This window comes from Luethyella okanaganae, assembly GCF_042660285.1.
Taxonomy (GTDB): Bacteria; Actinomycetota; Actinomycetes; order Actinomycetales; family Microbacteriaceae; genus Luethyella; species Luethyella okanaganae.
On the sequence record NZ_JBHSTP010000004.1, the window covers coordinates 84,462 to 106,628 of the forward strand.

The 22,167-nt window shown below is 66.7% G+C and carries 22 protein-coding genes and 1 pseudogene; 8 read left to right on the forward strand and 15 right to left on the reverse strand.

What is annotated here, in order from left to right; genetic code table 11:
- Positions 1-48 precede the first annotated feature (48 nt).
- The 3 genes from ACFQB0_RS14395 to ACFQB0_RS14405 form a co-directional block, all read right to left on the reverse strand.
- Entirely contained in the window at positions 49-1,005 is a 957-nt protein-coding gene (locus tag ACFQB0_RS14395) for an LLM class flavin-dependent oxidoreductase (protein ID WP_386732986.1), read from the reverse strand.
- Between the two features lie 135 nt (positions 1,006-1,140).
- Complete coding sequence (rpsO, locus tag ACFQB0_RS14400; protein ID WP_386732988.1) at positions 1,141-1,410, reverse strand: 30S ribosomal protein S15; 270 nt, start codon at positions 1,408-1,410, stop codon at positions 1,141-1,143.
- 252 nt (positions 1,411-1,662) lie between these two features.
- Positions 1,663-2,448 (reverse strand): CPBP family glutamic-type intramembrane protease, encoded by a 786-nt coding sequence (locus tag ACFQB0_RS14405; RefSeq protein WP_386732990.1) that lies wholly within the window; start codon positions 2,446-2,448, stop codon positions 1,663-1,665.
- Between the two features lie 111 nt (positions 2,449-2,559).
- Here ACFQB0_RS14405 and ACFQB0_RS14410 point away from each other — a divergent pair, with 111 nt between their 5' ends.
- A complete protein-coding gene (locus ACFQB0_RS14410; RefSeq protein WP_386732991.1) occupies positions 2,560-2,820 on the forward strand; it encodes a DUF167 domain-containing protein in 261 nt (86 codons plus the stop codon).
- A gap of 633 nt (positions 2,821-3,453) precedes the next feature.
- Here the strand turns inward: ACFQB0_RS14410 and ACFQB0_RS14415 are convergent.
- The 3 genes from ACFQB0_RS14415 to gdhA all read right to left on the reverse strand — a co-directional run bounded on the left by ACFQB0_RS14415 (position 3,454) and on the right by gdhA (position 7,026).
- A complete protein-coding gene (locus ACFQB0_RS14415) occupies positions 3,454-3,828 on the reverse strand; it encodes an FKBP-type peptidyl-prolyl cis-trans isomerase (RefSeq protein ID WP_386732993.1) in 375 nt (124 codons plus the stop codon).
- Positions 3,829-4,237: 409 nt separating this feature from the next.
- On the reverse strand, positions 4,238-5,629 hold the full coding sequence (locus ACFQB0_RS14420) for an FAD-binding oxidoreductase (RefSeq protein WP_386732995.1): 1,392 nt from the start codon (positions 5,627-5,629) through the stop codon (positions 4,238-4,240).
- Positions 5,630-5,664: 35 nt separating this feature from the next.
- Positions 5,665-7,026 (reverse strand): NADP-specific glutamate dehydrogenase, encoded by a 1,362-nt coding sequence (gdhA, locus tag ACFQB0_RS14425; protein ID WP_386732997.1) that lies wholly within the window; start codon positions 7,024-7,026, stop codon positions 5,665-5,667.
- A 179-nt stretch (positions 7,027-7,205) separates the two neighbouring features.
- On the opposite strand from gdhA, the gene ACFQB0_RS14430 reads away from it, so the two are divergent.
- The 4 genes and pseudogenes from ACFQB0_RS14430 to ACFQB0_RS14445 all read left to right on the forward strand — a co-directional run.
- A complete protein-coding gene (locus ACFQB0_RS14430) occupies positions 7,206-8,747 on the forward strand; it encodes an AlkA N-terminal domain-containing protein (RefSeq protein WP_386732999.1) in 1,542 nt (513 codons plus the stop codon).
- A 33-nt stretch (positions 8,748-8,780) separates the two neighbouring features.
- Entirely contained in the window at positions 8,781-9,074 is a 294-nt protein-coding gene (locus ACFQB0_RS14435; RefSeq protein WP_386733001.1) for a glycosyltransferase family A protein, read from the forward strand.
- A gap of 36 nt (positions 9,075-9,110) precedes the next feature.
- Complete coding sequence (locus ACFQB0_RS14440) at positions 9,111-9,782, forward strand: FadR/GntR family transcriptional regulator (protein ID WP_386733003.1); 672 nt, start codon at positions 9,111-9,113, stop codon at positions 9,780-9,782.
- Positions 9,783-9,796: 14 nt separating this feature from the next.
- Positions 9,797-10,033, forward strand: a pseudogene (locus ACFQB0_RS14445) (VOC family protein); the annotation flags it as partial.
- Between the two features lie 23 nt (positions 10,034-10,056).
- Here ACFQB0_RS14445 and ACFQB0_RS14450 read toward each other — a convergent pair.
- The 4 genes from ACFQB0_RS14450 to ACFQB0_RS14465 form a co-directional block, all read right to left on the reverse strand.
- On the reverse strand, positions 10,057-10,524 hold the full coding sequence (locus ACFQB0_RS14450; RefSeq protein ID WP_386733005.1) for an RbsD/FucU family protein: 468 nt from the start codon (positions 10,522-10,524) through the stop codon (positions 10,057-10,059).
- Between the two features lie 153 nt (positions 10,525-10,677).
- Positions 10,678-11,532: an amidohydrolase family protein gene (locus ACFQB0_RS14455; RefSeq protein WP_386733007.1), complete on the reverse strand. Its 855-nt coding sequence runs from the start codon at positions 11,530-11,532 to the stop codon at positions 10,678-10,680.
- On the reverse strand, positions 11,529-12,494 hold the full coding sequence (locus ACFQB0_RS14460; protein WP_386733009.1) for an aldo/keto reductase: 966 nt from the start codon (positions 12,492-12,494) through the stop codon (positions 11,529-11,531). The genes ACFQB0_RS14455 and ACFQB0_RS14460 overlap by 4 nt, the downstream gene beginning before the upstream one ends.
- 30 nt (positions 12,495-12,524) lie before the next feature.
- On the reverse strand, positions 12,525-13,826 hold the full coding sequence (locus tag ACFQB0_RS14465) for an L-fuconate dehydratase (RefSeq protein ID WP_386733011.1): 1,302 nt from the start codon (positions 13,824-13,826) through the stop codon (positions 12,525-12,527).
- A 138-nt stretch (positions 13,827-13,964) separates the two neighbouring features.
- Here ACFQB0_RS14465 and ACFQB0_RS14470 point away from each other — a divergent pair, with 138 nt between their 5' ends.
- The 3 genes from ACFQB0_RS14470 (at position 13,965) to ACFQB0_RS14480 (ending at position 16,597) form a co-directional block, all read left to right on the forward strand.
- Entirely contained in the window at positions 13,965-14,813 is an 849-nt protein-coding gene (locus ACFQB0_RS14470) for a fumarylacetoacetate hydrolase family protein (protein ID WP_386733013.1), read from the forward strand.
- Between the two features lie 14 nt (positions 14,814-14,827).
- Complete coding sequence (locus ACFQB0_RS14475) at positions 14,828-15,583, forward strand: SDR family NAD(P)-dependent oxidoreductase (protein ID WP_386733015.1); 756 nt, start codon at positions 14,828-14,830, stop codon at positions 15,581-15,583.
- 138 nt (positions 15,584-15,721) lie between these two features.
- The gene (locus ACFQB0_RS14480; protein ID WP_386733017.1) at positions 15,722-16,597 is read left to right on the forward strand and encodes a fumarylacetoacetate hydrolase family protein; all 876 of its coding nucleotides are present in this window, start codon (positions 15,722-15,724) and stop codon (positions 16,595-16,597) included.
- Positions 16,598-16,603: 6 nt separating this feature from the next.
- Here ACFQB0_RS14480 and ACFQB0_RS14485 read toward each other — a convergent pair whose 3' ends face one another.
- From ACFQB0_RS14485 to ACFQB0_RS14505, 5 genes are all read right to left on the reverse strand, one after another.
- Positions 16,604-18,061, reverse strand: a complete 1,458-nt coding sequence (locus tag ACFQB0_RS14485) for an aspartate ammonia-lyase (RefSeq protein WP_386733300.1) — start codon at positions 18,059-18,061, stop codon at positions 16,604-16,606.
- Positions 18,062-18,299: 238 nt separating this feature from the next.
- Positions 18,300-18,668 carry a DUF4190 domain-containing protein gene (locus ACFQB0_RS14490; RefSeq protein WP_386733019.1) on the reverse strand — a complete coding sequence of 123 codons (369 nt, stop codon included), beginning with the start codon at positions 18,666-18,668 and terminating at the stop codon, positions 18,300-18,302.
- A gap of 271 nt (positions 18,669-18,939) precedes the next feature.
- Complete coding sequence (locus tag ACFQB0_RS14495; RefSeq protein WP_386733021.1) at positions 18,940-20,496, reverse strand: carboxylesterase/lipase family protein; 1,557 nt, start codon at positions 20,494-20,496, stop codon at positions 18,940-18,942.
- A 72-nt stretch (positions 20,497-20,568) separates the two neighbouring features.
- Entirely contained in the window at positions 20,569-20,901 is a 333-nt protein-coding gene (locus ACFQB0_RS14500; protein ID WP_386733023.1) for a peptidase, read from the reverse strand.
- Positions 20,898-22,076, reverse strand: a complete 1,179-nt coding sequence (locus ACFQB0_RS14505; protein ID WP_386733025.1) for an inorganic phosphate transporter — start codon at positions 22,074-22,076, stop codon at positions 20,898-20,900. The genes ACFQB0_RS14500 and ACFQB0_RS14505 overlap by 4 nt, the downstream gene beginning before the upstream one ends.
- Positions 22,077-22,167 lie beyond the last annotated feature (91 nt).

A 22,167-nucleotide genomic window follows, 5' to 3' on the forward strand; every position in this document is an offset into this window, starting at 1 on the left:
GACCGCGAGACTGCGTGAATCGTCGGATAGAGGGCACTTTTCAACGATTCACGCAGTCTCGCGGCCAGAGTCAGAGGGGCGTGGAGGGGCTGAGTGGCGGAGTGCGGACAGGCGAGAGGATGCTTCGGCAAGCACGTCCTCCGAGCCGGCGTAGATTCCCTCGGGACGGGGCCAGTGCGTCATGACGTCGGTGAAGCCGAGCTCCGCAGCACGTCCGACGGCGTCCTCGAACGCCCCAACGCTCTCCAGCGCGTAGCGTCCTCCCGAATCGATCGAGAGCGAACGGTCCAGCGTGGCGGGATCACGCCCGGCATTCGAACAGCTCTCGTCCATGCGTGCGGCGAGATCGGCGACGGTCGCCCACCAGTCGTCACCGGTCACGCCGTCGGGTCCTGTCGTCACCCACCCCTGGCCGTACGCGGCGGCGAGCCGCATGCTGCGTGGACCGTTGGCCGCCATGAGGAACGGCAGGCGCGGCCTCTGCTCGGGACGGCCGACCATCCGGGCGCCCCGAGCCGTATACCACTCCCCCGCGAACGAGAGCCCCGCCGGCCCGCCCTCCGCGTCCGGCCCCGCCTGCGGAGGCTCGAAACGCAGCAGGATGTCGAGCGCTTCGGTGAACGCGGCGAAGCGCTCGAAGCGCTCCCGCGGAGCGAGCGGTTCCTGACCGAGCACGAACGCGTCGAAGCCGGTTCCGCCGGCCCCGAGACCGAGCGTGAACCGGCCGGCCGAGATCTGGTCGACGGTGGCGACATCCTTCGCGAAGGGGACGGGATGGCGGAAGTTCGGCGACGCCACGAAGCTTCCGAGACGGATGCGCTCGGTCACCATAGCCGCGGCGGTCAGCGTCGGCACCGTTGCCTGCCACGGCTCGCTCGCGAGGCTGCGCCATGACAGGTGGTCGTAGGTCCAGGCGTGGTCGAAACCCAGCTCTTCGGCGCCGCGCCAGAGCCTGGCCGCGTCCGGCCAGGCGTATTGCGGGAGGATCACGATTCCACAGCGCATGGGCCGAGTCTACGGATGCCGGACGACACGACCAACGTCGTACGAAGAACGGGACGCCACCCGAAGGCGACGACCCGTTCTCAAGAAGTTCGCGTTGTCAGCGAATCGCGCCGCACGAGAGCGGCGATGTGAATACTAGCGACGCAGACCGAGACGCTCGATGAGCGAGCGGTAGCGGTTGATGTCCACATCGGAGAGGTATCCGAGCAGACGGCGACGCTGACCCACGAGGATCAGCAAGCCACGACGCGAGTGGTGGTCGTGCTTGTGCTCCTTGAGGTGCTCGGTGAGGTCCTTGATCCGCTTGGTCAGAATCGCAATCTGAACCTCGGGGGATCCGGTGTCACCGGGGTGGGTCGCGTACTCTTCGATGATCGCCTTCTTAGCATCGGATTCGAGTGCCATAGATGGGATCCCCTTTCTCTCGTTGCGCGGTGCCCGGGGCCGAATGCCTGGGCTCTCTTTCTCCGCGGCCGTTAGACGGCAACCGCACTATCCTAGCAGAATCATCGCACTCCCTGCCTCGGCCGCCTCACCCACTCACCGCACCCGCATGGGCAGACTGCTGCACGGGCTCATGCCGAGAGCTACGCGTGCCGGAGCCAGGGCCGAGTGCGTTTCCACCTCGAACCTCAGAGCAGGCGAACACGGTCCGGTTCAGTAGAGGAACAGCGACGGCCACCCCGGATTGTGCGCGTGCACGAGCACGAGGAACACCACGAGGTCGAACAGCAGGTGCACCGTGATCACGAAGCCGAGCGAACGCGTGAGGGTGAAGGTGAAACCCTGCAGCAGTGCGAAGGGAATCGTGAGCAGTGGCCCCCAGCTCTGATAGCCCAGCTCCCAGAGGAACGATACGAAGACGACCGATTGCAGGGTGTTCGCGAGCCAGTCGGGAAAATGCCGGCGCAGCAAGGTGAAGACGACGCAGATGAAGAACAGCTCATCCCAGATGCCGACGGCGTTGACGCCGATGAAGAGCCGCACCAGCTCGTCGGGCGCACCGATCGCCGGCCAGTTCGCGTACACGCCGGAGGTGATGAAATAGAACGGCAGGATCGCCCAGGCCGCGACGAGGATGAACACGAGATAGAGCCATTGCGCATTCGTCCATCGCCCGCCGCCGCGCCAGGGAAAGGCGATGGCTCGATCCCGATAGGCGAAGCGGGAGATCAGGTAAGGGACCGCAACGGCGAGCGAGAGCACGATGGTGAAGCGCATCATCGCCGGATAGCCGATGTCGGCGACGAGCGAGATCGTGCTGATGATCGCCTGACCGAAGGCGATGAGCAGCAGGTCGCGGAAGAGAGCGCGATCGAGGAACGCTGCGATCGCCAGCCCGCAAGCGAGAACGAGGTAGCCGAGCGGCGGGACCTGGACGCCGAAGAGGAGCACGGCCGCTCCGCAGACGAGGAGCGCGGGGATCAGCCGCGACACCGACACCGCACGAGGCCGCCCTCCCGGTCGGGAGACAGACGCAGCGGCGGGACTCACGCGAACAGCTTCGCACACCGGCACGACGCGCGCCCCTCGGCCCCACGTAGCATGGGAGACATGCAGCTCGTGACGGTCCGGGTGAAACCGGGCAGCAGCAAAGGACCTCTCGTCGAGACGGATACCGTGACAGACGCCTCCGGCGGTGCGTTGCCCGCCCCGCCCGCCCTCGTCGTCTACCTGAGCGAACGCGCCGTCGACGGCCAGGCCAACAGCGCCCTCGTCGCGGTGCTCGCCAAGCACTTCCACGTCGCCAGACGACAGGTCGAGATCGTGCGGGGCCACACTGCCCGGGTGAAGCACGTGCGCATCGACGACTGATCCCCGTCGTCACCGATCGCCGCGGCGGGGCCCTGAGTCCGAGCGGCGAACTCGCGGGTTTCGCTGCGACAACCGCGTCGGCGCGCCGGCCCTGGAGCAGGATGGCCGAGGAGCAGGATGGAGGGAACAAGCGGAGGCGGCCCGTGTGAGAGTGGTCGTTTCATGCAGGGGCGGTATCGCAAGCATCCGTGTCACCTGAGCGATCCGGGTCGACGATCACCGCATGCCGAATGGACCGAGCTCGTCGACAAGTCGCAGTGGGAGGAGGTCTAGCCGGTCCCGGCAACGCCGAGTACACCGATCGACTCGCTCGACATCTCGACCTGGCGACGCTTGCTCCGCATCCGTAACCGGTCGGGGCCAAGGCACTCGACCAGACCAGGCGGCACCGCAACGACCGTGTCCGGGAAGCGAGACCGGCGGCCGCGGGGATCTGCGCTGCGTCCAGCCCGAACACGATCGCCCCCACGGGAGCCGCCTCCGAAAAGGCGCTCCATGGGGGCACGATCGTCGCCTTCGCGGTCTTCGCAGCCGCGTGGGCGTGGTTCTTCTAGGGTCGACCGCTCGACCGCTCGACCGCTCGACCGCTCGACCGCTCGGCCGCTGAGCCGTCGGCTCGCGTGATCGCCCCGTCTATTCGACGCCGAGCAGGTCGATCACGAAGATCAAGGACTTGCCTGAGAGCCGGTGGCCTCCGCCTGCGGGGCCGTAGGCCTGGTGCGGAGGAACGATGAGCTTGCGGCGTCCGCCGACCTTCATGCCGGGGATGCCCTCCTGCCAGCCGACGATGAGCGCGCCCAGAGGAAAGTTGATGGACTGACCGCGGTTCCAGGACGAGTCGAACTCGTCACCGGTCTCGTACTCGACGCCGAGATAGTGCACGTCGACGGTCGATCCGGTCGTCGCCTCGGTGCCTTCACCGACGACGATGTCCTCGATGACGAGGCCCTCGGGGGCCGGGCCCTCGGGAAAGTCGATCTCCGGCTTGTTGTTGGTGGAATCAGTCATACACCCATCCAAGCCGATCACGCCGACGAATGCACGCTCGAACTGCCTGCCGCTTCCTGCAGCTTTGTCGAAGCGATTGACAGCGTCCATGAGAGCGGGGATCACAGCTACGAACGAGATCGTAAGCCCGAGAACCAGCCCGAGAACCAGCGGCTACGCGGAGGCTCCCTGACGAGTCAACTCAAACCCTTGCGCGATTCGACGGATCGGGGCATCATGTTGGCAAGCCAACTCGTCGTCCGGGAGAGTCGCAGGCAGTGCCGCACCACCGGACGGCGAGTTTTTTGCCGCCGTCGCAAAACGACGGTGAGCGGAATAAGACGGTGAGCGGAATAAGGGCGAGAAGGCCGCAGACGAGCAGCGCGCTCGGCCCTATGGCTGCGGCAATGCCGTTGCTCGCTTCTGCAGATCAGTCGAACATCTTGCCCGGGTTGAGGATGCCGAGCGGATCGAAGACCTCCTTGAGCCGCCGCTGAAGTTCGTAACCGTCGTCGCCCAGCTCCTCGGCGAGCCATCGACGTTTGAGCACGCCGACGCCATGCTCGCCGGTGAGGGTTCCGCCGAGGGTCAGCGCCGCACGGAACAACTCGTCAGCGGCCGCCCACACATGCTCAGGCACCTCACCTCCGCCGAACACGAAATTGGGATGCAGGTTGCCGTCGCCGGCGTGCGCCACCGTCGGGATGGCGACGCCGAAGCGCTCGCCGATGGCGGCGATCTGTCGGAACATCTCGGCCATCCGGGATCGTGGCACGGAGACGTCTTCGATGAGCACCTCACCCTCGGCGGCGAGCGCAGGGTGGAAGGAGCGACGGATCCGGAGTAGGCGTTCGCCCTCCTCCCGGCTCGCCGAGAGCCGGGCCTCCGCCCCGAGGGAACCGAGGATGACGAGCACTTCCGCGGCCTCGTCGCCCGCCGACGCGCCGTCGCATTGCACGAGCAGGTACGACGCCTCGGTCGTGGACCCGCTTGAGAGCCGCGCAAGCGGTGTTCCGGCGAGTCCGGCTTGGCCGAGGTACCGCGTGATCGCCGAGAGCGCCGCGCCGTCGAGGATCTCCATGACGGCTGGACGCAGACGGGCGGCGGTGATGGCCGCGGCAGCCGCGGCCGCGGCCGCGACGTCCGCGAAGAACGCGCCGATAGTCGCCACCTCTCCCACGGGCAGCGGCCGAACGCGCACCGTCGCCTCGACGATGACGCCGAGGGTTCCCTCAGAGCCAGTGAGCAGCCCCGTGAGGTCGTAGCCGGTGACCCCCTTGACGGTGCGATGCCCGGTGCGAATGAGCCGTCCGTCGGCGAGTACGACAGCCAGCCCGAGCACGGCTTCTCTCGTGACGCCGTACTTGGCGCACAGCAGTCCGCCGGCGTTCGTCGCGATGTTGCCGCCGATGGAGCTGATCGCCTTGCTCGCCGGGTCGGGAGCGAACCAGAGGCCGAGCGGCGCAAGAGCGTCGTCGAGCGCCTGATTGATCACACCGGCCTGCACGACGGCGAGTTCATCGTCCGCGCGGATCTCGAGGATCCTGTCCATGCGGGAGAGGTCGAGCACGATCGAGTCGACGGTGCCGGCTGCTCCCCCGGCGAGACCTGTCCCTGTTCCGCGCGGAACGACGGGAGTGCGCGTCGCAGACGCCAGTCGCATGACCGCCTGCACCTCGGCGACCTCGGTCGGCCGGACGACGGCGAGCGGAACGCCGTCGCTCGTCCAGCCGGAACGATCTCGGCGGCTCGCCGTGAGCGCGGCGACATCCGTGCTCACCGCCTCACCGAGCTCGCCGCGCAGGCGCTGCACCACGTCCATTCGTCCAGCCTACGGCGAGGTGCCTTGCGAGCCGCTCAGATCACGCCGAGGGCGAGCATGGCGTCGGCTACTCGGCTGAACCCTGCGATGTTGGCTCCGAGCACATAGTTCCCCGGTTCTCCGTACTCGTCGGCCGTCTCCGCACACCGCTCGTGGATGCCGCGCATGATGTCCGAGAGACGGTCCTCCGTGTGTTCGAAGCTCCACGAGTCACGGCTCGCGTTCTGCTGCATCTCGAGCGCCGAGGTCGCCACCCCGCCCGCATTGGCTGCCTTGCCCGGGGCGAACAGCACAGTCGTCTCGGCGAAGGCGCGCACCGCATCCGGTGTCGACGGCATATTGGCGCCCTCCGCGACCGCGCTCACACCGTTCTCGATGAGCAGGGCCGCATCGTCGCCGTCGAGCTCGTTCTGCGTCGCGCACGGAAGCGCGACGTCGATGCGCGTCTCCGCTGCGATCGACCAGATGTTGCCGCCGGCCCGATACTCGGATGCCGCACCGCGCAGCATCGCATAGTCGGCGAGGCGTCCGCGACGCGTCTCCTTCACCTCTCGCAGCACGTCGAGGTCGAGTCCGTTCCGGTCGTAGACGACGCCGGAGGAGTCCGAGCATGCGAACACTACGCCGCCGAGCTGCCGCGCCTTCTCGATCGCGTTGAGGGCGACGTTGCCCGAACCGGACACGAGCACGCGGGCTCCGTCGAAGCCACTGCCTCGGGTGGCGAGCATCTGCTCGGCGAAGAAGACCGTGCCGTAGCCGGCGGCCTCGGTGCGCACGAGGGATCCTCCCCAGCCGATCCCCTTGCCGGTGAGCACCCCGGATTCGTAGCGGTTGGTGATGCGCTTGTACTGACCGAAGAGATAGCCGATCTCACGCCCGCCGACACCGATGTCCCCGGCCGGCACGTCCGTGTGCTCACCGATGTGCCGGTACAGCTCGGTCATGAACGACTGGCAGAACCGCATGATCTCTGCGTCAGAGCGCCCCTTGGGGTCGAAGTCGCTCCCGCCCTTGCCTCCGCCGATCGGCATGCCCGTGAGCGCGTTCTTGAAGATCTGTTCGAAGCCCAGAAACTTCACCGTGCCGAGCGTCACCGTCGGATGGAATCGGAGCCCGCCCTTGTACGGGCCGAGGGCCGAGTTGAACTCCACCCGGAAGCCGCGGTTGATCTGCACGCGGCCAGCATCGTCCGTCCACGGCACACGGAAGATGATCTGCCGCTCCGGCTCGCAGATGCGCTCGAGCACCGAGCCCTGGGTGTACTGCGGATGCCGGGCGATGACCCGCCCGAGGGACTCGAAGACCTCGCGAGCGGCCTGGTGAAACTCGGGCTCTCCGGCATTGCGACGAAGAACCTCATCGAAGATCGGCTGAACTCTCGGGGCAAGTGTGGTCATCGACGCTCCCTCTCGCTCTGCGCACGAACTCTCAGAGTATCGTCTCGCTTTCCGGTGTCGCGTCTCCATGACACGGCCTGAAGGCGCGGTCTCGCCCCGGATCTCGAGTCGTTCCCGCACTGCGTGGCAATGTCTTTTTTTCGCTATCGCTCGGGTCGCCGACGTGTGAGGCTTGAGTCGTGACCATCGCACCAGTCCTCTCCCCGGCGAGATCCCGCCCGGCCGCGCCTCGCAACCCACTCGCCGACCCGGTCTTCGCCGAGCGCTACCGCGCGATGTCGTCACGGGATGTGCGCTTCGACGGCCAGTTCATCACGGGTGTGCATTCCACCGGCATCTACTGCCGGCCGAGCTGCCCGGCCACCACCCCGAAACCGTCGAACGTCTCGTTCTATCTCACGGCGGCAGCAGCTCACGAGGCAGGATTGCGCGCGTGCAAGCGATGCCTGCCGGATGCCGTGCCAGGCTCACCCGAATGGAACGTTCGAGACGACCTCGCCGCTCGCGCGATGCGGCTCATCGCCGACGGCACGGTCGAACGCGATGGCGTTCCCGGGCTCGCCGCCCGCCTCGGCTACACACCGCGTCATCTGACCCGTGTGCTCCAGTCCGAGCTCGGAGCCGGCCCGCTCGCCCTCGCCCGCGCCCACCGCGCTCAGACCGCGCGGGTACTGCTCACGAGCACGGAGCTGCCGATCACCGACATCGCCTTCGCGGCGGGCTTCGGCAGCGTGCGCCAGTTCAACGAGACCATCGTGACGGTGTACGAGCAGACACCGACCGCGCTTCGCGCTCGTGGAACGACGGGCGGAACCACGTTCGCGGCCACGGTCGAGTCCCACGGCGCGACGACGGTGAGGCTCCGCCTCCCTGCCCGCGCCCCGTTCGACGGGGCAGGCGTCCTGGGCTTCCTCGCCGCGCGCGCCGTCGACGGCGTCGAGACTTTCCACGACGGCACCTACCGACGAGCGCTACGGCTTCCGCACGGTGCCGCGATCGTCGCCCTGCGAGCGGCAGGCAGCGCCGAGACGCCGATCGTCGAGTGCGAGGCGAGTCTCGCCGACCTCTCCGACCTGGCCCCGCTCGTCACACGCGTGCGACGGCTGCTCGACCTCGACGCCGACGCCGCAGCGATCGACGCGGTGCTCGGCCGGGACCCCACCCTCGCGCGATCCGTCGCCGAGACTCCGGGCATCAGGGTTCCCGGGAGCGTGGATCCGCAGGAGACGCTGTTCAGAGCCCTCGTCGGGCAGCAGGTCTCAGTGGCCGGCGCACGTACCGTGCTCGGCAGGCTCGCCGACGCGCTCGGCGACCGGATGCCTCGCGAACGGGGCGGGTGGACTCTGTTCCCGACGCCGGAGCAGATCGCCGCCGGCGGACGTGAAGTGCTCCGCGGCCCGGCCGCCAGGATCGAGACGATCGTTGCGGTCGCCGAGGCTCTCAGCACTGGGGCGCTACGACTCACCGTCGGCGAGACCCGGGAGGAGCTCACGGACTCTCTTACAGCGCTCTCGGGAATCGGCCCGTGGACCGCCGGCTATGTCTCGATGCGGGTGCTCGGCAGTCCCGACATCCTGCTGACGAGCGACCTCGCGCTGCGCCAGGGAGCCGCCAAGCTCGGGTTTCCCGGCGAGGCAAAGGCCCTCGAGAAGCTCGGCTCGGTCTGGGCGCCGTGGCGCAGCTACGCCGGAATGCATCTCTGGCGGGCTGCCGGGGCATAGGATCACCGCTGGAGGGAACTCTGCGATGACCGCGTGGTTCCCTCCTACAACGATGCAGACATGCTCGCCCACTGCCTGGCCGTGTTGGCCGCCCAGATCAGGCCGGCCGACGAGATCATCGTCGTCGACAACGCGATCACAGACGACACACCCGCTGTCGCAGAGGCGGTCGACGCCCACCCGCTCATCGAAACCGTGCACGGTATCTGGTGCCGGGCGGCAGCCGCGTCAATCGATGTCGACCAGCTCACCGTCGAGACGGGCGGACTCGCCCTCGTCCCGCTCGTGCGCGCGTTTGAGACACGCTTCAGGGTATCCGGGGAATAGCCGATGACCGGCTATTCGCGCCGGTAGGATGACGGAATGGCGGTCACCGACGAGGCTATTCTCAAGATCAAGGACATGATCCTGTCCGGAGAGCTCAGTCCCGGCGGCCGTCTTCCTCCCGAGAAGGAGCTGAGCGAGTACCTCGGGCTCTCGCGAAGCTCTCTGCGCGAGGCCGTCAAAGCGCTCGAGGTCATCCGCGTTCTCGATGTGCGTCGCGGCGACGGCACCTACGTGACGAGTCTGGAGCCGCAGTTGCTGCTCGAGGCGATGTCGTTCGTCGTCGACCTGCACGACGACGCGTCGATCCTCGAGATCTTCGCGGTCAGACGCATTCTGGAGCCCGCCGCGACGGCGATGGCCGCGAAGAACCTCACGGAGTCGGATGTGGCCGAGCTCACCGCCCTCATCGACGAGGTCGACGGGTCCAGTTCCGTCGAAGGCCTCGTCGAGCACGACCTCGAGTTTCATCACCGGATCGTTACCGCTGCGGGCAACGCCTATCTGTCGAGCCTGATCGACTCGTTGTCGAGCCACACGGTTCGAGCCAGGATCTGGCGAGGCGTCACGCAAGAGAACGCGGTCGATCGCACACTGCAGGAGCATCGCGCGATCGTGAACGCCCTCTCGCGGCGCGACTCCGAACTCGCCCAGGCCCTCACCATCGTGCACGTGAGCGGTGTCGAGCAATGGCTGCGCGAGGCTCTGTAGCCTCTCTCCGCGATGACGCATTCGCCTCCGGCTCGGAACGCGGCGACGCACTGCAGGAACTCCTCACCAAGGGCGCCCTGCCGATCATCGTGTTCAGCTCCGACGACGTCGACGCGACCTTCGAGACCGTGCGCGAATCCGGAGCCGAAGTCCTCCAGGAGCCTATCGACCAGCCCTGGGGCCCACGCGACCGCGCATTCCGCGCCCCATCCGGCAACGCCGTCCGAATCTCGCAAGCACCCGCTACCTGACCGCGCAGCCGAGCCGGCTGTTCTCAACCACGCTCCGCCCCCGGCCCCCGATAGGCGCCGACAACGCCTTTGCGAAGAATGGCATTGCCGTAGGCGCGAGATTCGCCCGTGCGCACGATGAGCACTGCGGATGCCGCGGCCTCATAGAAAGCGAACCGCTCGATGGCCTCAGTTCGGTCGTCCGGAGCGTCCGCGAACGCCAAGAGCTCCTGTTGAACGGGCAGCAGCACGCCCGCCGGGACACCTGCGACGTCGTCGCCAGCCGACGACATGAGGCCGAATGCCGGACCTCCATATTCGTCGAGCGGCAACACGGTGCGAATCGCCTCCAGCACAGCCGGCGCCGTCATGCCCGAAACCTCGACGACGATCCGGCCGAGGCGGTATGCCGGAAAGTTGGCGTCCGCGATGACGAGGGAGTCGCCATGACCCATACGATCCAGATGGGCCAGCAACTCACCGGTTAAGATCGGATGTATTCCGCTCAACACTTCAGTCCTCCTCCTTGAGCATCTTGTTCGATGGTATGAGTTGCCTTATTGCAACTGTCGATCTGAGGCAGTCTCAGCGAGAAGTGGCCCTACGATACACATTCGACATCGTAACCCTTGTATAGATTGATCTGATCTTCTACCGGAGGCTCGTCATCGCCGGTACACTCTCGCGGCGGTTCCGCCGAGAACCAGCGCCCGCTCGGCCGGCGAGAGCTCGGCGACGAGATCGCGCACGACCCGCCAGGTGGGTTGGTATCCGCCGTCCGGCACGGTGATCGGCCAGTCGCCACCGTACATGATGCGGCTCGGCCCGAACAGCTCCAGCGCGAACTCCCACAGCGGCCGGATCGTCTGGACGTCGAAGCTCACACCCGGCAGTCGCAGTCCCGAGAACTTGACGACAGTGTTGCCGAATGCCGCCACACGACGCATCGTCGTGAGCCATGCCTCGAAGTCCGGCTGCCCGAGTGGCGGCTTTGCGAGGTGGTCGACGACGACCGCGAGCTCAGGCAGAGCCTCGGCGAGTGCGACCGCAGGCGCGAGATGGCGCGGCCAAGCGTTTGGAACGTCGAAGGCCACTCCACGACGCGAGAGCAGAGCGAGCGAGCGACGCACCGCCGGAAGCTCGAGGAAGCCGTCGCGAGGGTCCTCGTGCACAAGGTGCCGCACGCCGCAGAACGCCGGGTGCCCCTGCCAACGGTCGAGCGTCTCCTCGGCGGCGGCAGGGGCGTCCAACGGGATCCAACCCACGACACCGGTCACCCAGGGGTTCGCATCCGCGACGGCGAGCATGAACTCCGTGTCCGCGACGGTGTCGTCCGCCTGCACGAGGATCGCATCGTCGATGCCGGCCGCGTCCAGTTCGACCCGAGCCTGCTCGGCGGTGAAGTCCGCGTAGAGTCCTCCGAGCGCCGGTGTCAGCCACGAGTATGTTCCCGGTCGGAGTCGCCAGAGATGCAAGTGCGCGTCGATCGTGCGCGAACCCGGGGGAACATCTGCGGTCATGGGATGAGTCCCCGTTCGCGCAGCGTCTGCCAGAGTTCGTCGGGAATCGCTGTGGCCATTCGCTCCGCGTTCTGACGGATGTACTGCGCTCGGCCTCCGCCGACGACGACGGTGCGGACCGCCGGATGCCGCAGGGTGTACCGCAGGGCGGCGGCCGGCAACTCGACACCGAACTCGGCGCACGTCGCGGCGAGCATCCGTGCGCGTTCCAGTAGCGCCGGTGGCACGGGACCGTACTCGTACCGCGCATCCTCGGCGACGACGCTCGCGGCGAGAAGGCCGGTGTTGAACACGGCGGCGTTGACGACGCCGACGCCGCGCTCCAGACAAGCCGGGAGCAGCTCCGGCAACGCCGGCTGTTCGAGAAGCGTGTAACGGCCGGCGACCATGATGAGATCGAGATCCCCCTCGGTCACTCCTCGAAGCAAAGCCTCGACCGACATCGAGCCGATGCCGACGGCGGAGACCAATCCTTCCTCGCGAAGCGCGACAACCGCGGGAAGACCGGTCGCCAGCGACTCCTCGAGGCCGTAGCGCTCGGGATCGTGCAGATAGAGCACATCGACGAAGTCGAGGCCGAGCCGCCCGAGCGACTCCTCGAGACTGCGCCTGATGCCGGACTCCGTGAAGTCGGGAGATCGCACGACGGCGGCCGGCACGTCGAAATCATGAGCGAGATCCGTCGCACCCGCGGCGACGGCGTCGGCATCCGGGTTGGGCACGAGCAGGCGTCCGGCCTTGGTCGAGATGGTGAACTCGTCACGCGGCTTGCCTGCGAGAAAGGCGCCGAGGCGCCGCTCCGACAGCCCGAGACCATAGTGCGGCGCCGTGTCGAAATGACGCACGCCGCAGTCCCACGCCGCGGAGAGCGTCTCCTCGGCCTCCTCGTCGGAGAGCGCCCGATAGAGGTTCCCGAGCGAGGCCGCACCATAGGAGAGCGGGCCAAAGGTGAGGTTCGTCATCGTGCGTCCCTTATTGATAAGCAGTCTCGATCAGACGGCCGCTACGGTCCTACCCGGTGAGAAGGTGTACTCGGCGATCGACGCAGCCAGCATCTCGGTGCCGGCTCCGGGAGCGAGCGGTGCCTGGTAGTTTCCATCATTCAGCACCACCGGAGTGACGAAATGCTCGTGCAGGTGGTCGACGAACTCGATCACACGGCCGTCCTGACTGCCGGAGACCGCGACGTAGTCGAACATCGAGAGGTGCTGCACGGCCTCGCAGAGCCCGACACCGCCTGCGTGGGGGCAGACCGGGACGCCGAACTTCGCGGCGAGCAACAGATTGGCGATGTTCTCGTTGACCCCGCCGACGCGGGCCGCGTCGATCTGCATGAAACCGATCGCGTTCACCTGCAGGAGTTGCTTGAAGACGATACGGTTCTGGACGTGCTCGCCAGTGGCGACCGGGATAGGCGCGATTCCCCGCGCGATCGCCGCATGCCCGAGAATGTCATCCGGGCTCGTGGGCTCCTCGACCCAGTGGATGTCGAAACGCGCGAGCGCTCCGACCCATTCGACGGCCTCAGCGACGTCCCACCGCTGATTCGCGTCGATGGCGATCGGAAAGCCCTCTCCGCACGCCTCCCGCGCGATGCCCAGTCGGCGGATGTCGTCGTCGAGGTTCCCGCCGACCTTGAGCTTGATCTGGCCGAAACCGTCCGCGATGGCTTCCCGGCACAGGCGGGCGAGCTTCTCGTCCGAATAGCCGAGCCAGCCGGGGCTCGTCGTATAACCCGGATACCCGTTTGCCACGAGCTGCGCCTCGCGCTCGGCCCGGCCAGGTCTCGCGGCATGCAGGATCTCGAGGGCTTCATCCCGAGTGAGCGCGTCGCTCAGGTAGCGGAAGTCGACGAGCGCGACGATCTCCTCAGGAGGCAGGTGCGCGAGCAGTTGCCAGAGCGGTTTTCCCTCGCGCTTGGCACGCAGATCCCAGAGCGCATTGATCACGGCGCCGATGGCCATGTGCATGACACCCTTCTCCGGGCCGAGCCAACGCAGCTGGGAGTCGTGTGCGAACATCTTCCATGTCGCCCCCATGTCGGCGAGCAGTTCCTCGGTGTCGCGGCCGACGAGATACCCCGAGAGTGCACGGATCGCCGCGACCTGGACGTCGTTGCCGCGGCCGATCGTGAACACGAAACCGTGGCCCTCGATTCCGTCGTTCGCGTCTGTGCGAATCACGAGGTAAGCGGCCGAATAGTCAGGGTCGGGATTCATCGCATCGGAACCGTCGAGTTGCCGCGACGTCGGGAACCGGATGTCGGTGGTGTCAACGCTGACGATCGTGCTCATGCAATTTCCTTCGTTCGAACTGGTCCGACTATAGACATCTGATGTTTATCTTGTCAATCGACGGGGAACATGAGATTCTCAGCAGAAGGACGACTAGTATTGCGCCCATAGTTCCGATGTTAACAAGAAAGAGTGTCCATGAAGTTCGCCCGCCTAGGACCAGTAGGCCAGGAGTCGCCCGTACTCGTCGACAACGGCACGAATTACGACCTTCGCGGCATCACCCCCGACATCGACGGCCGGTTCCTGGAGTCTGGCGGACCGGACGCGGTGAGAGCAGCCCTCGCGGCCGGCACGCTTCCCGTGCTCGACGGTGCGGATACGCTGCGGGTCGGACCGGCGATCGCCCGTCCGAGCGCAGTGATCTGCGTCGGCATGAACTACGCAGCGCACGCCGCCGAGTCCGGTTCTGCACCGCCAGAGAACCTCGTCATGTTCCTCAAGACGCCGAACACGGTCTCCGGACCGTTCGACACGGTCTTGATACCCCGTGGAAGCTCCAAAACCGATTGGGAGGTCGAGTTGGGGGTCGTGATCGGCACGCGCGCGAGCTATCTCGATTCGCCGGCCGACAGCATCCGGCACATCGCGGGATTCGTCGTCGCGAACGACATCTCCGAGCGCGACTTCCAGCTGGCGGTCTCGGGGGGCCAGTGGAGCAAGGGCAAGTGCTCTCCGGGGTTCAATCCCACCGGTCCCTGGCTGGTGACCCCGGACGAAGTCGACTACGGCAACCTCCGGCTGCGCAGCTGGGTGAACAGTGAACCCCGCCAGGACTCCACGACCGCCGATCTCATCTTCGACGTCGACTACGTGCTCTGGCACCTGAGCCAGTTCCTCACCCTCGAACCCGGCGACCTCGTGCTGACGGGGACGCCGGAAGGCGTCGCCCTGTCCGGACGCTTCCCCTATCTCTCCGCGGGGGACGTCGTCGAGGTCGAGATCGACGGTCTCGGCCGTCAACGCCAAGAGTTCGCCCAAGCCTAGAAAGGAACCTACCCATGTCGAACGACTTCGACGGCCTCGTCGCCGTCGTCACCGGAGGGGCATCCGGCATCGGAGCCGCGATCGCGCACCGTCTCATCGCCCAGGGCGCCGACGTGGCGGTGTTCGACCTGAACCCAGACGCGACAGATGCCGGCGTCTTCACGGTGCGCGTCGACATCGCCGACGATACGAGCGTGCGCGCGGGCATCGAGGCCGTAGTGGAACGGTTCGGCCGTATCGACATCGTCGTGAACAACGCCGGCATCGGAGCGCAGGGCACGATCGAGGACAATGGCGACGAGGAGTGGCATCGCGTCTTCGACGTCAACGTGCTCGGCATCGTGCGCGTCTCGCGGGCCGCCCTCCCGTATTTGCGGAAGTCCTCGTCGGCCGCGATCGTCAACACCTGCTCGATCGCAGCCACAGCCGGCCTGCCGCACCGCGCGCTCTACAGTGCGAGCAAGGGCGCCGTGCTCTCGCTCACCCTCTCGATGGCCGCCGACCATCTGCGAGAGGGCATTCGCGTGAACACGGTCAACCCGGGCACGGCCGATACCCCGTGGGTGCAGCGCCTGCTCCAGAGTGCCGCCGACCCCGCCGCCGAGCGCGCGGCCCTCGAAGCGCGACAGCCTCACGGACGCCTGGTCTCGGCTGAGGAGGTGGCCGCTGCGGTCGTCTATCTGGCGAGCCCTCTCGCCGGTTCGACCACGGGGACCTCGCTCGCCGTCGACGGCGGCATGCAGGGTCTCCGACTGCGGCCGACACAATAAGGCCGACAATAACGGAACCCTCGGTGCCGATCGTCGACGCCGAACCGACTGTTTTGGTGGACTCTCGCCAACGTTTGAGACGGTGCACTATGCGCTTCCCACAGCCGGAGAACAGGTTCCGGCCGATAGCCTACAAAGGTGAAATTTGCGCATCTCCGAGTCGAAGGCCAATCGACCCCGCGGCTCGCGACCACATTCGGAGAGATGGCGCTCTTCCTCGACGAGGTGATGGACGAGGCTCCGTGCGATCTGCAGGAGCTCGTCGAACGCGGTGACGCCGGCTTGGCTCACGTGCGCGCCGTCATCGACCGGGCCGTCGCTCAGCGGGTGTCGCTCACGCCACTCGCCGAGCTACGGCATGCGTCCGCCGTGCTCAGGCCGCCGCACATACTCGCCGTCGGTGCGAACTACGCGGCCCACGCCTCCGAGCTCAAGCTCCGCTCCGAGACGGCGATGACCGTGTTCTCGCTGTGGCCGAATTCGCTGGCCGCCCACGGGACCACGACGACATGGCCGGAGGATCTGACCGCACAGGTCGACTATGAAGCGGAGCTCGGGGTCATCATCGGACGGGCGGCTCGCAACATCTCCGTACGGGACGCCCTCGACTATGTGTGGGGCTACACGGTCGTCAATGACATCACGGCTCGCGATCTGCAGTTCAGCGAAGCGCAGTGGTCGCGTTGCAAGTCTTTCGACGGGTTCACGCCGACAGGCCCCGTCGTCGTCACAGCAGACGAGATCCCCGATCCGCAGGACCTCTGGCTCACGACCAACGTCGACGGTCGCGTCCTGCAGGATGCGTCGAGCGGTGAGATGGTGCGCACGGTCGCTGAGATCGTCTCGTACCTGTCGCACTCATCCACGATTCCGGCCGGAACTCTCATCTCGACAGGCAGTCCCGGCGGTGCCGGCTACTCGCGTAATCCCCCGGTGTTCCTGCGCGACGGCTCGACCGTGACCGTGTCAATCGAGGGGATCGGCTCCCTCACGACATACTGCCGAGTTCTCTGACCCCGGCTACTCCGAGGGTTCCGCCTGCATCTCCGCGACCGGAACGCTCGTCGTGATCGTCTCCATGCCCGAGAGGCGGCTCGGAGACAGTTGTGCCGTGACCTCATCCCGGGTCATGAGCCCGGCATCGACGACGAGGTCGGCGACGGGGTTGCCGGTCGCGAGGGCGATCTTCGCGATCTTCGCCGCTTCGGCGTAGCCGATGAACGGGATGAGGGCCGTGATCACGCCGACGCTCGACGCCACCATCGCTTTGAGGCGATCCTCGTTGGCCGTGATCCCATCGATGCAGTTGACACGCAGCGTCCAGCATGCCTGGGTCATCCATGCGAGACTCTGCAGCAACGAGTGGGCGATCACCGGCTCGAAGGCGTTGAGCTGGAGCTGCCCCGCCTCAGCGGCCATCGTGACCGTGACATCCGTGCCGGCGATCGCGTAGGCGACCTGGCTGACTGCCTCGGGGATGACGGGATTGACCTTGCCAGGCATGATGCTCGACCCGGCCTGCTTGGCCGGGAGGTTGATCTCGCCGAGACCCGCCTGCGGGCCGGAGGAGAGCAGACGTAGGTCGTTGCAGATCTTGGAGAGCTTGATGGCGCTGCGCTTGAGCGAGCCGCTGAACGACATGAAGACACCGGCGTCGCTCGTCGACTCGATGAGGTCGGGCGCGGTCTCGAGAGAGAGGCCCGTGAGCTCGTTGAGATGCCGGATGGCGGCCGAAGCGTAACGCGGATCGGCCGTGATCCCCGTTCCGATCGCCGTAGCGCCGAGGTTCACCTCGGCGAGCAGCCAGAGCGTCTCGCTCAGCCGGTCGTGGTCCTCACCGAGGGTCGTCGCGAAGCCGCGGAACTCCTGGCCGAGCGTCATCGGCACGGCATCCTGCAACTGAGTACGCCCCACCTTCAGGATGTGGCGGAACTCCTCGCCCTTGTGCGAGAACGACTCCCGCAGCAGCTTGAGCTCGACGAGGAGGTGCTTGAGCGAGAAGGCGAGCGCGATCTTGAGCGCCGTCGGGTAGGTGTCGTTCGTCGACTGGCTGCGATTGACGTCGTCGATGGGGTGCAGGATGTCATAGCGCCCCTTCTCGTACCCGGCGAGTTCGAGCGCGACGTTCGTGATCACCTCATTGGCGTTCATGTTCGTCGAGGTGCCGGCTCCGCCCTGGATGACCCCGACGACGAACTCCTCGTGCCGCGCCCCCTGGACGATCCTGGTGCATGCCGCATCGATCCAGCGCGCCTTCTCAGGTGAGAGCGCACCGACCTCCAGGTTGGCGCGGGCACAGGCCTGCTTGACGTAGGCGAGGGCACGGATCAGATCGGGATAGACCGAGATGGGGCGCTTCGCGATGGGGAAGTTGTCGAGAGCGCGCTTGGTATGCACACCCCAGTAGGCGTCCTCCGGCACCTCGACGGGGCCGAGCGAGTCGCTCTCGAGTCGGAATCCGGGCGAAGGGGTCACCATAGGCCCGCCGCCGACCGACTGAGCGGGCGAAGCGGCGGGAGTAGGGGTGGACGCGCTGCGAGGAGTGCTTGTGGACACTGACGGCTCCATTGCCTGCTGAGGGATGAGTTCGTGGCTCGTACTCCACTCACTCTAGCGCGACGACCACGCAGCTTTCCGGCTCTGGAACCACCGGGGAGGCCGCAAACGCCGTGCGGCGCAACACATCGCGCTTTGCGCCGCACAGCGTGGTTGTGGCTCAGAGGAACGCGAACGGAAGGAGAGCGAGTCCGAAGGCGAAGGCGGCGATCCCGACGAGGAGCGACCCCCCGAGCATGACGCTGTTGAGCACGATGCCCCAGATCGCAATGGTACGGCTGGATGGTTCGCGGCTCAGCGCCATGATGCCGGCGACGAGGCCGACGATCGGTGCGAGGAAGGTCCAGCCGGCGACGATCGAGACGAGGCCGAGCACGAGGCTCGAGATGCTGAACCCCTTGGTCTCCTCCTGCACCGACGCTACGGGCCCAGCGAAGTCCGGTTGCCCGCTCGTCTGGAGGCCGGACTGCGCGGTGGCGAACGCCGGATCGGCGGGTGCCGGAGGGATGGCGGGGATGGTGGCCGACATGGTGTTCTCTCCTGTGAGCTATGGTGCGGCCACGGTCGTGGACACATCGACAACGTTACGGACCATCGGATAGGCGACCAATGGGGTTATCCCCCGAAAACGCCGGTGGGAGCCCCGCTGCAGCGCAGCACGAAGAAGGACATGGCCATTCTGTGTGGAAAGAGCAGGACCCGGCGGTCAGGGGCGGCATCACATTCGCAACGGGCACATGGACGAATGGAAGGAATCGCTCATACCGGCGCCGCCATCCGGCCGGTGACGCGCCTCCGTATCAGACGTGCGGCACGAACTCCTGCCAGGCGAGCCGTTTCTCGCGGCGTGGGTCCGATTCGACCCGGTCGACCCGGTCGAATACGAGGGTGCTCCGCTCGCGCTCGTCGTAGCACGGCCATCCCGGCTCCGGCACTCCGGAGGTCGCGAAAGCGAGCCAGTGTCGCTGCATCCGTCGCCCGACGGCACGGAACATGCGCCGACCTCCGAACACGGTCATGCTCAGACCGAGCGGCGTGTTGAGGCGATCGAACAGCGGGAACAGCTCGAGGCCATGCGTCGCATCGAGCCCGAGCCTGCGCACGATGTAGGGCGCGGCGTCGAAACGGTAGAAGTACACGAGCTCGTAGCGGGAGTGACGTTCTGCGACCTTGATGCTCGGATACCAGAACGTGAAATCGCCGCCGAAGTCGGCGGCAGGGCGACGAGCGGGCAAGCCGGGATACTGCGCCTTGATCTCCTTGCGCGCCTTCTTCCTCGTGTTCGCGAAGATCGCCCTGATCCGTGGCTTCGTCGTAGGCAGGATGCCGATGCGGCCCTCGAAGAGGGAACCCTCCCGGTCGTTGGTGCCGATGATGAGGGGAACCCGATGGGCCAGGCCGTCTCGGAAGGCATCGAGCGGCCGGTGCGGCAAGAACTCCCCGTCGATGACGGGGGCCAGGCTGATGGTGCCGGGATCCTCGTCGGGGGTGCGGATCGTGAGCATCGTCGTGGCCTCGGCAAGGGTCATGGGAGCGGCCGCGCACAGCATCGCCGCGGCGTCCTCGGGAGACTCGCTCTCGATGTCGTCGTCGTCGACGAGCCGGCTGAGTATCTCGACGTACTCGTGCGCCCAGCGAGAGGTGACCTCGGGCAGATAGACGGCGTTGGGAGGCGCGCTCTGCACGATCGCGCGGTGGAACAGCCCCTCAGCAGTAGGCACGGTCAGAAGGGTTGTGACGGCGTTGCCGCCGGCCGACTCGCCGAAGACCGTGACGTTCCCCGGGTCGCCGCCGAAGGCCCGGATGTTGCGCCTGACCCACTCGAGAGCCGCGAACTGGTCGCGCAGCCCGAGATTGCACTCGATCGGCCGCTCCGGCGTCGAATAGGCTCGGAAGTCGAGCCAGCCGAGCGCGCCGAGACGGTAATTGATGCTCACATAGACGACTCCGCCCCGGCGCACGAGTCCCTCGCCCTGGCGCGGGAACTCCCGGGAGGAACCGACACTGTAGCCGCCACCGTGGATGAAGACCATGACCGGGCGGTTCCCGGCGGGCTCGTCCGGCGCGGTCACGTTGAGGGTCAAGCAGTCCTCCGAGCGGGGCACACTGGCCGCCGCGCCCAAAAACTGACCGTTGCGTTTCTGAGGAGCGACCGGTCCGAACTCCTTCGCATCGAGAACGCCGTCCCAGGGCTCGGCGGTCACCGGAGCGCGAAACCGCCGTGAGCCGACAGGCGCTGCAGCGTAGGGTATGCCGCGCCACATCCGGAGCCCCCGCCGACGCTCCCCTCTCACGGCGCCGCCACCGAGGTGCACCTCGAGACCGGCGGATGCCGTAGGAGCGGCAAGTCGACTCACGGATCGATCCTATGTCTTCTGTCCTCCCTGCGACGACCTCGGACCCCTGTTGCGGGCGATGGACCCGTGGTCTCAGTTGTGCAGAGCCGGCACGATGAGATAGATGCCGTACAACACGGCGCCAACGCAGAGGATGAAACAGGCGCATGCCGCGATGAAGGCCAGCCGTTTCTGTCCGAGGGTCAACGGGCTCTTCTTGGCCGCCTTGCGGGCACGCGTGGCTGCGGCCTTCGCTTGCGCCGGTGAGACGACCGTGATCGCATCTGTGAACGCGGCAGGCTCTACGACGGGCACCCGGCCCGAAACGGTGAGCAGCCGGAGCCCGAGCGAATAGGTGCTCACGACGGTTGCGGCGGCAGTGAGCGCCGCGATCGCCACGACGGCGAACGCACCCCAGTCGATCATCGCGAGACCTTCCTCTTCGGTTTCGGATTCCTCTTGATCTTGACGGCCCTACCCGAGTCGGCGACCTCGCTCACGACATTGTGATGCGAGACCTCGTCGCGTCGCGACCACCAGAAGATCCCGGCGATGACGCCGATACCCGCGAGAGCGTCGATCGCGATGCCCCAAGCACCTGCATGAGCGAGCAGCGCGGCGAGTCCGCCGACGAGGGCGGCTGAGGGCAATGTCAGCAACCAGCCGATGCCGATCCGGCCGGCCGTTCCCCAGCGCACGGTCGATCCGCGACGACCGAGGCCTGAGCCGATGACGGAACCGGATGCCACCTGCGTCGTCGAAAGGGCGAAGCCGAGGTGGCTCGACGCGAGGATCGTCGCGGCGGTGCTCGTCTCGGCTGCGAAGCCCTGCGCAGGCTTGACGTCGGTGAGTCCCGTCCCGAGTGTGCGGATGATGCGCCAGCCCCCCATATAGGTGCCGAGCGCGATCGCGAGCGCGCAGGCGGTGACGACCCACAGCGCGGGGCTGGTGCCGACAGGCTGAGCGCCGACGGAGATGAGGGTGAGCGTGATGACGCCCATCGTCTTCTGCGCGTCGTTCGTGCCGTGTGCGAGCGCGACGAGCGAGCTCGAGAAGATCTGCGCGTAACGGAAGCCGTCGCGGCCATCGGGGCGACCGTCATGGCGCCGGGTGATCGCGTAGGCCAGCTTGGTGGAGACAAAGGCGACGAGTCCCGCCGTGAGCGGCGCGATGAGCGCAGGAAGGATGACTTTCGACATCACGACCGTGAAGTCGACCGTGTTGATGCCCGCACCGACGATGGCCGCGCCGATCAGCCCGCCGAAGAGGGCGTGGCTCGAGCTCGATGGCAGACCGAGAAGCCACGTCACCATGTTCCAGACGATCCCACCGATGAGCCCCGCGAAGATGAGCTCCGGAGTGATGAGCACCCCGCCATCGCCCTCCCTAATGATGCCGCCCGAGACCGTCTTCGCCACTTCGGTCGACAGGAAGGCCCCGACGAGGTTGAGGACGGCGGCGAGCGCGACGGCGACCTTCGGCTTCATGGCGCCGGTCGCGATCGGTGTCGCCATCGCATTCGCGGTGTCGTGGAATCCGTTGGTGAAATCGAAGAAGAGGGCCAACGCGATGACCAGCACGACGATCAGGGTGAGATCCACCGGCGTCTTTCTCTGGAGCCCGGCATCGAGTACACCGGATGTTCACAATTGATGACTTGCCCCGTTAAGAAACCGTTGGCGAGCCACGTCG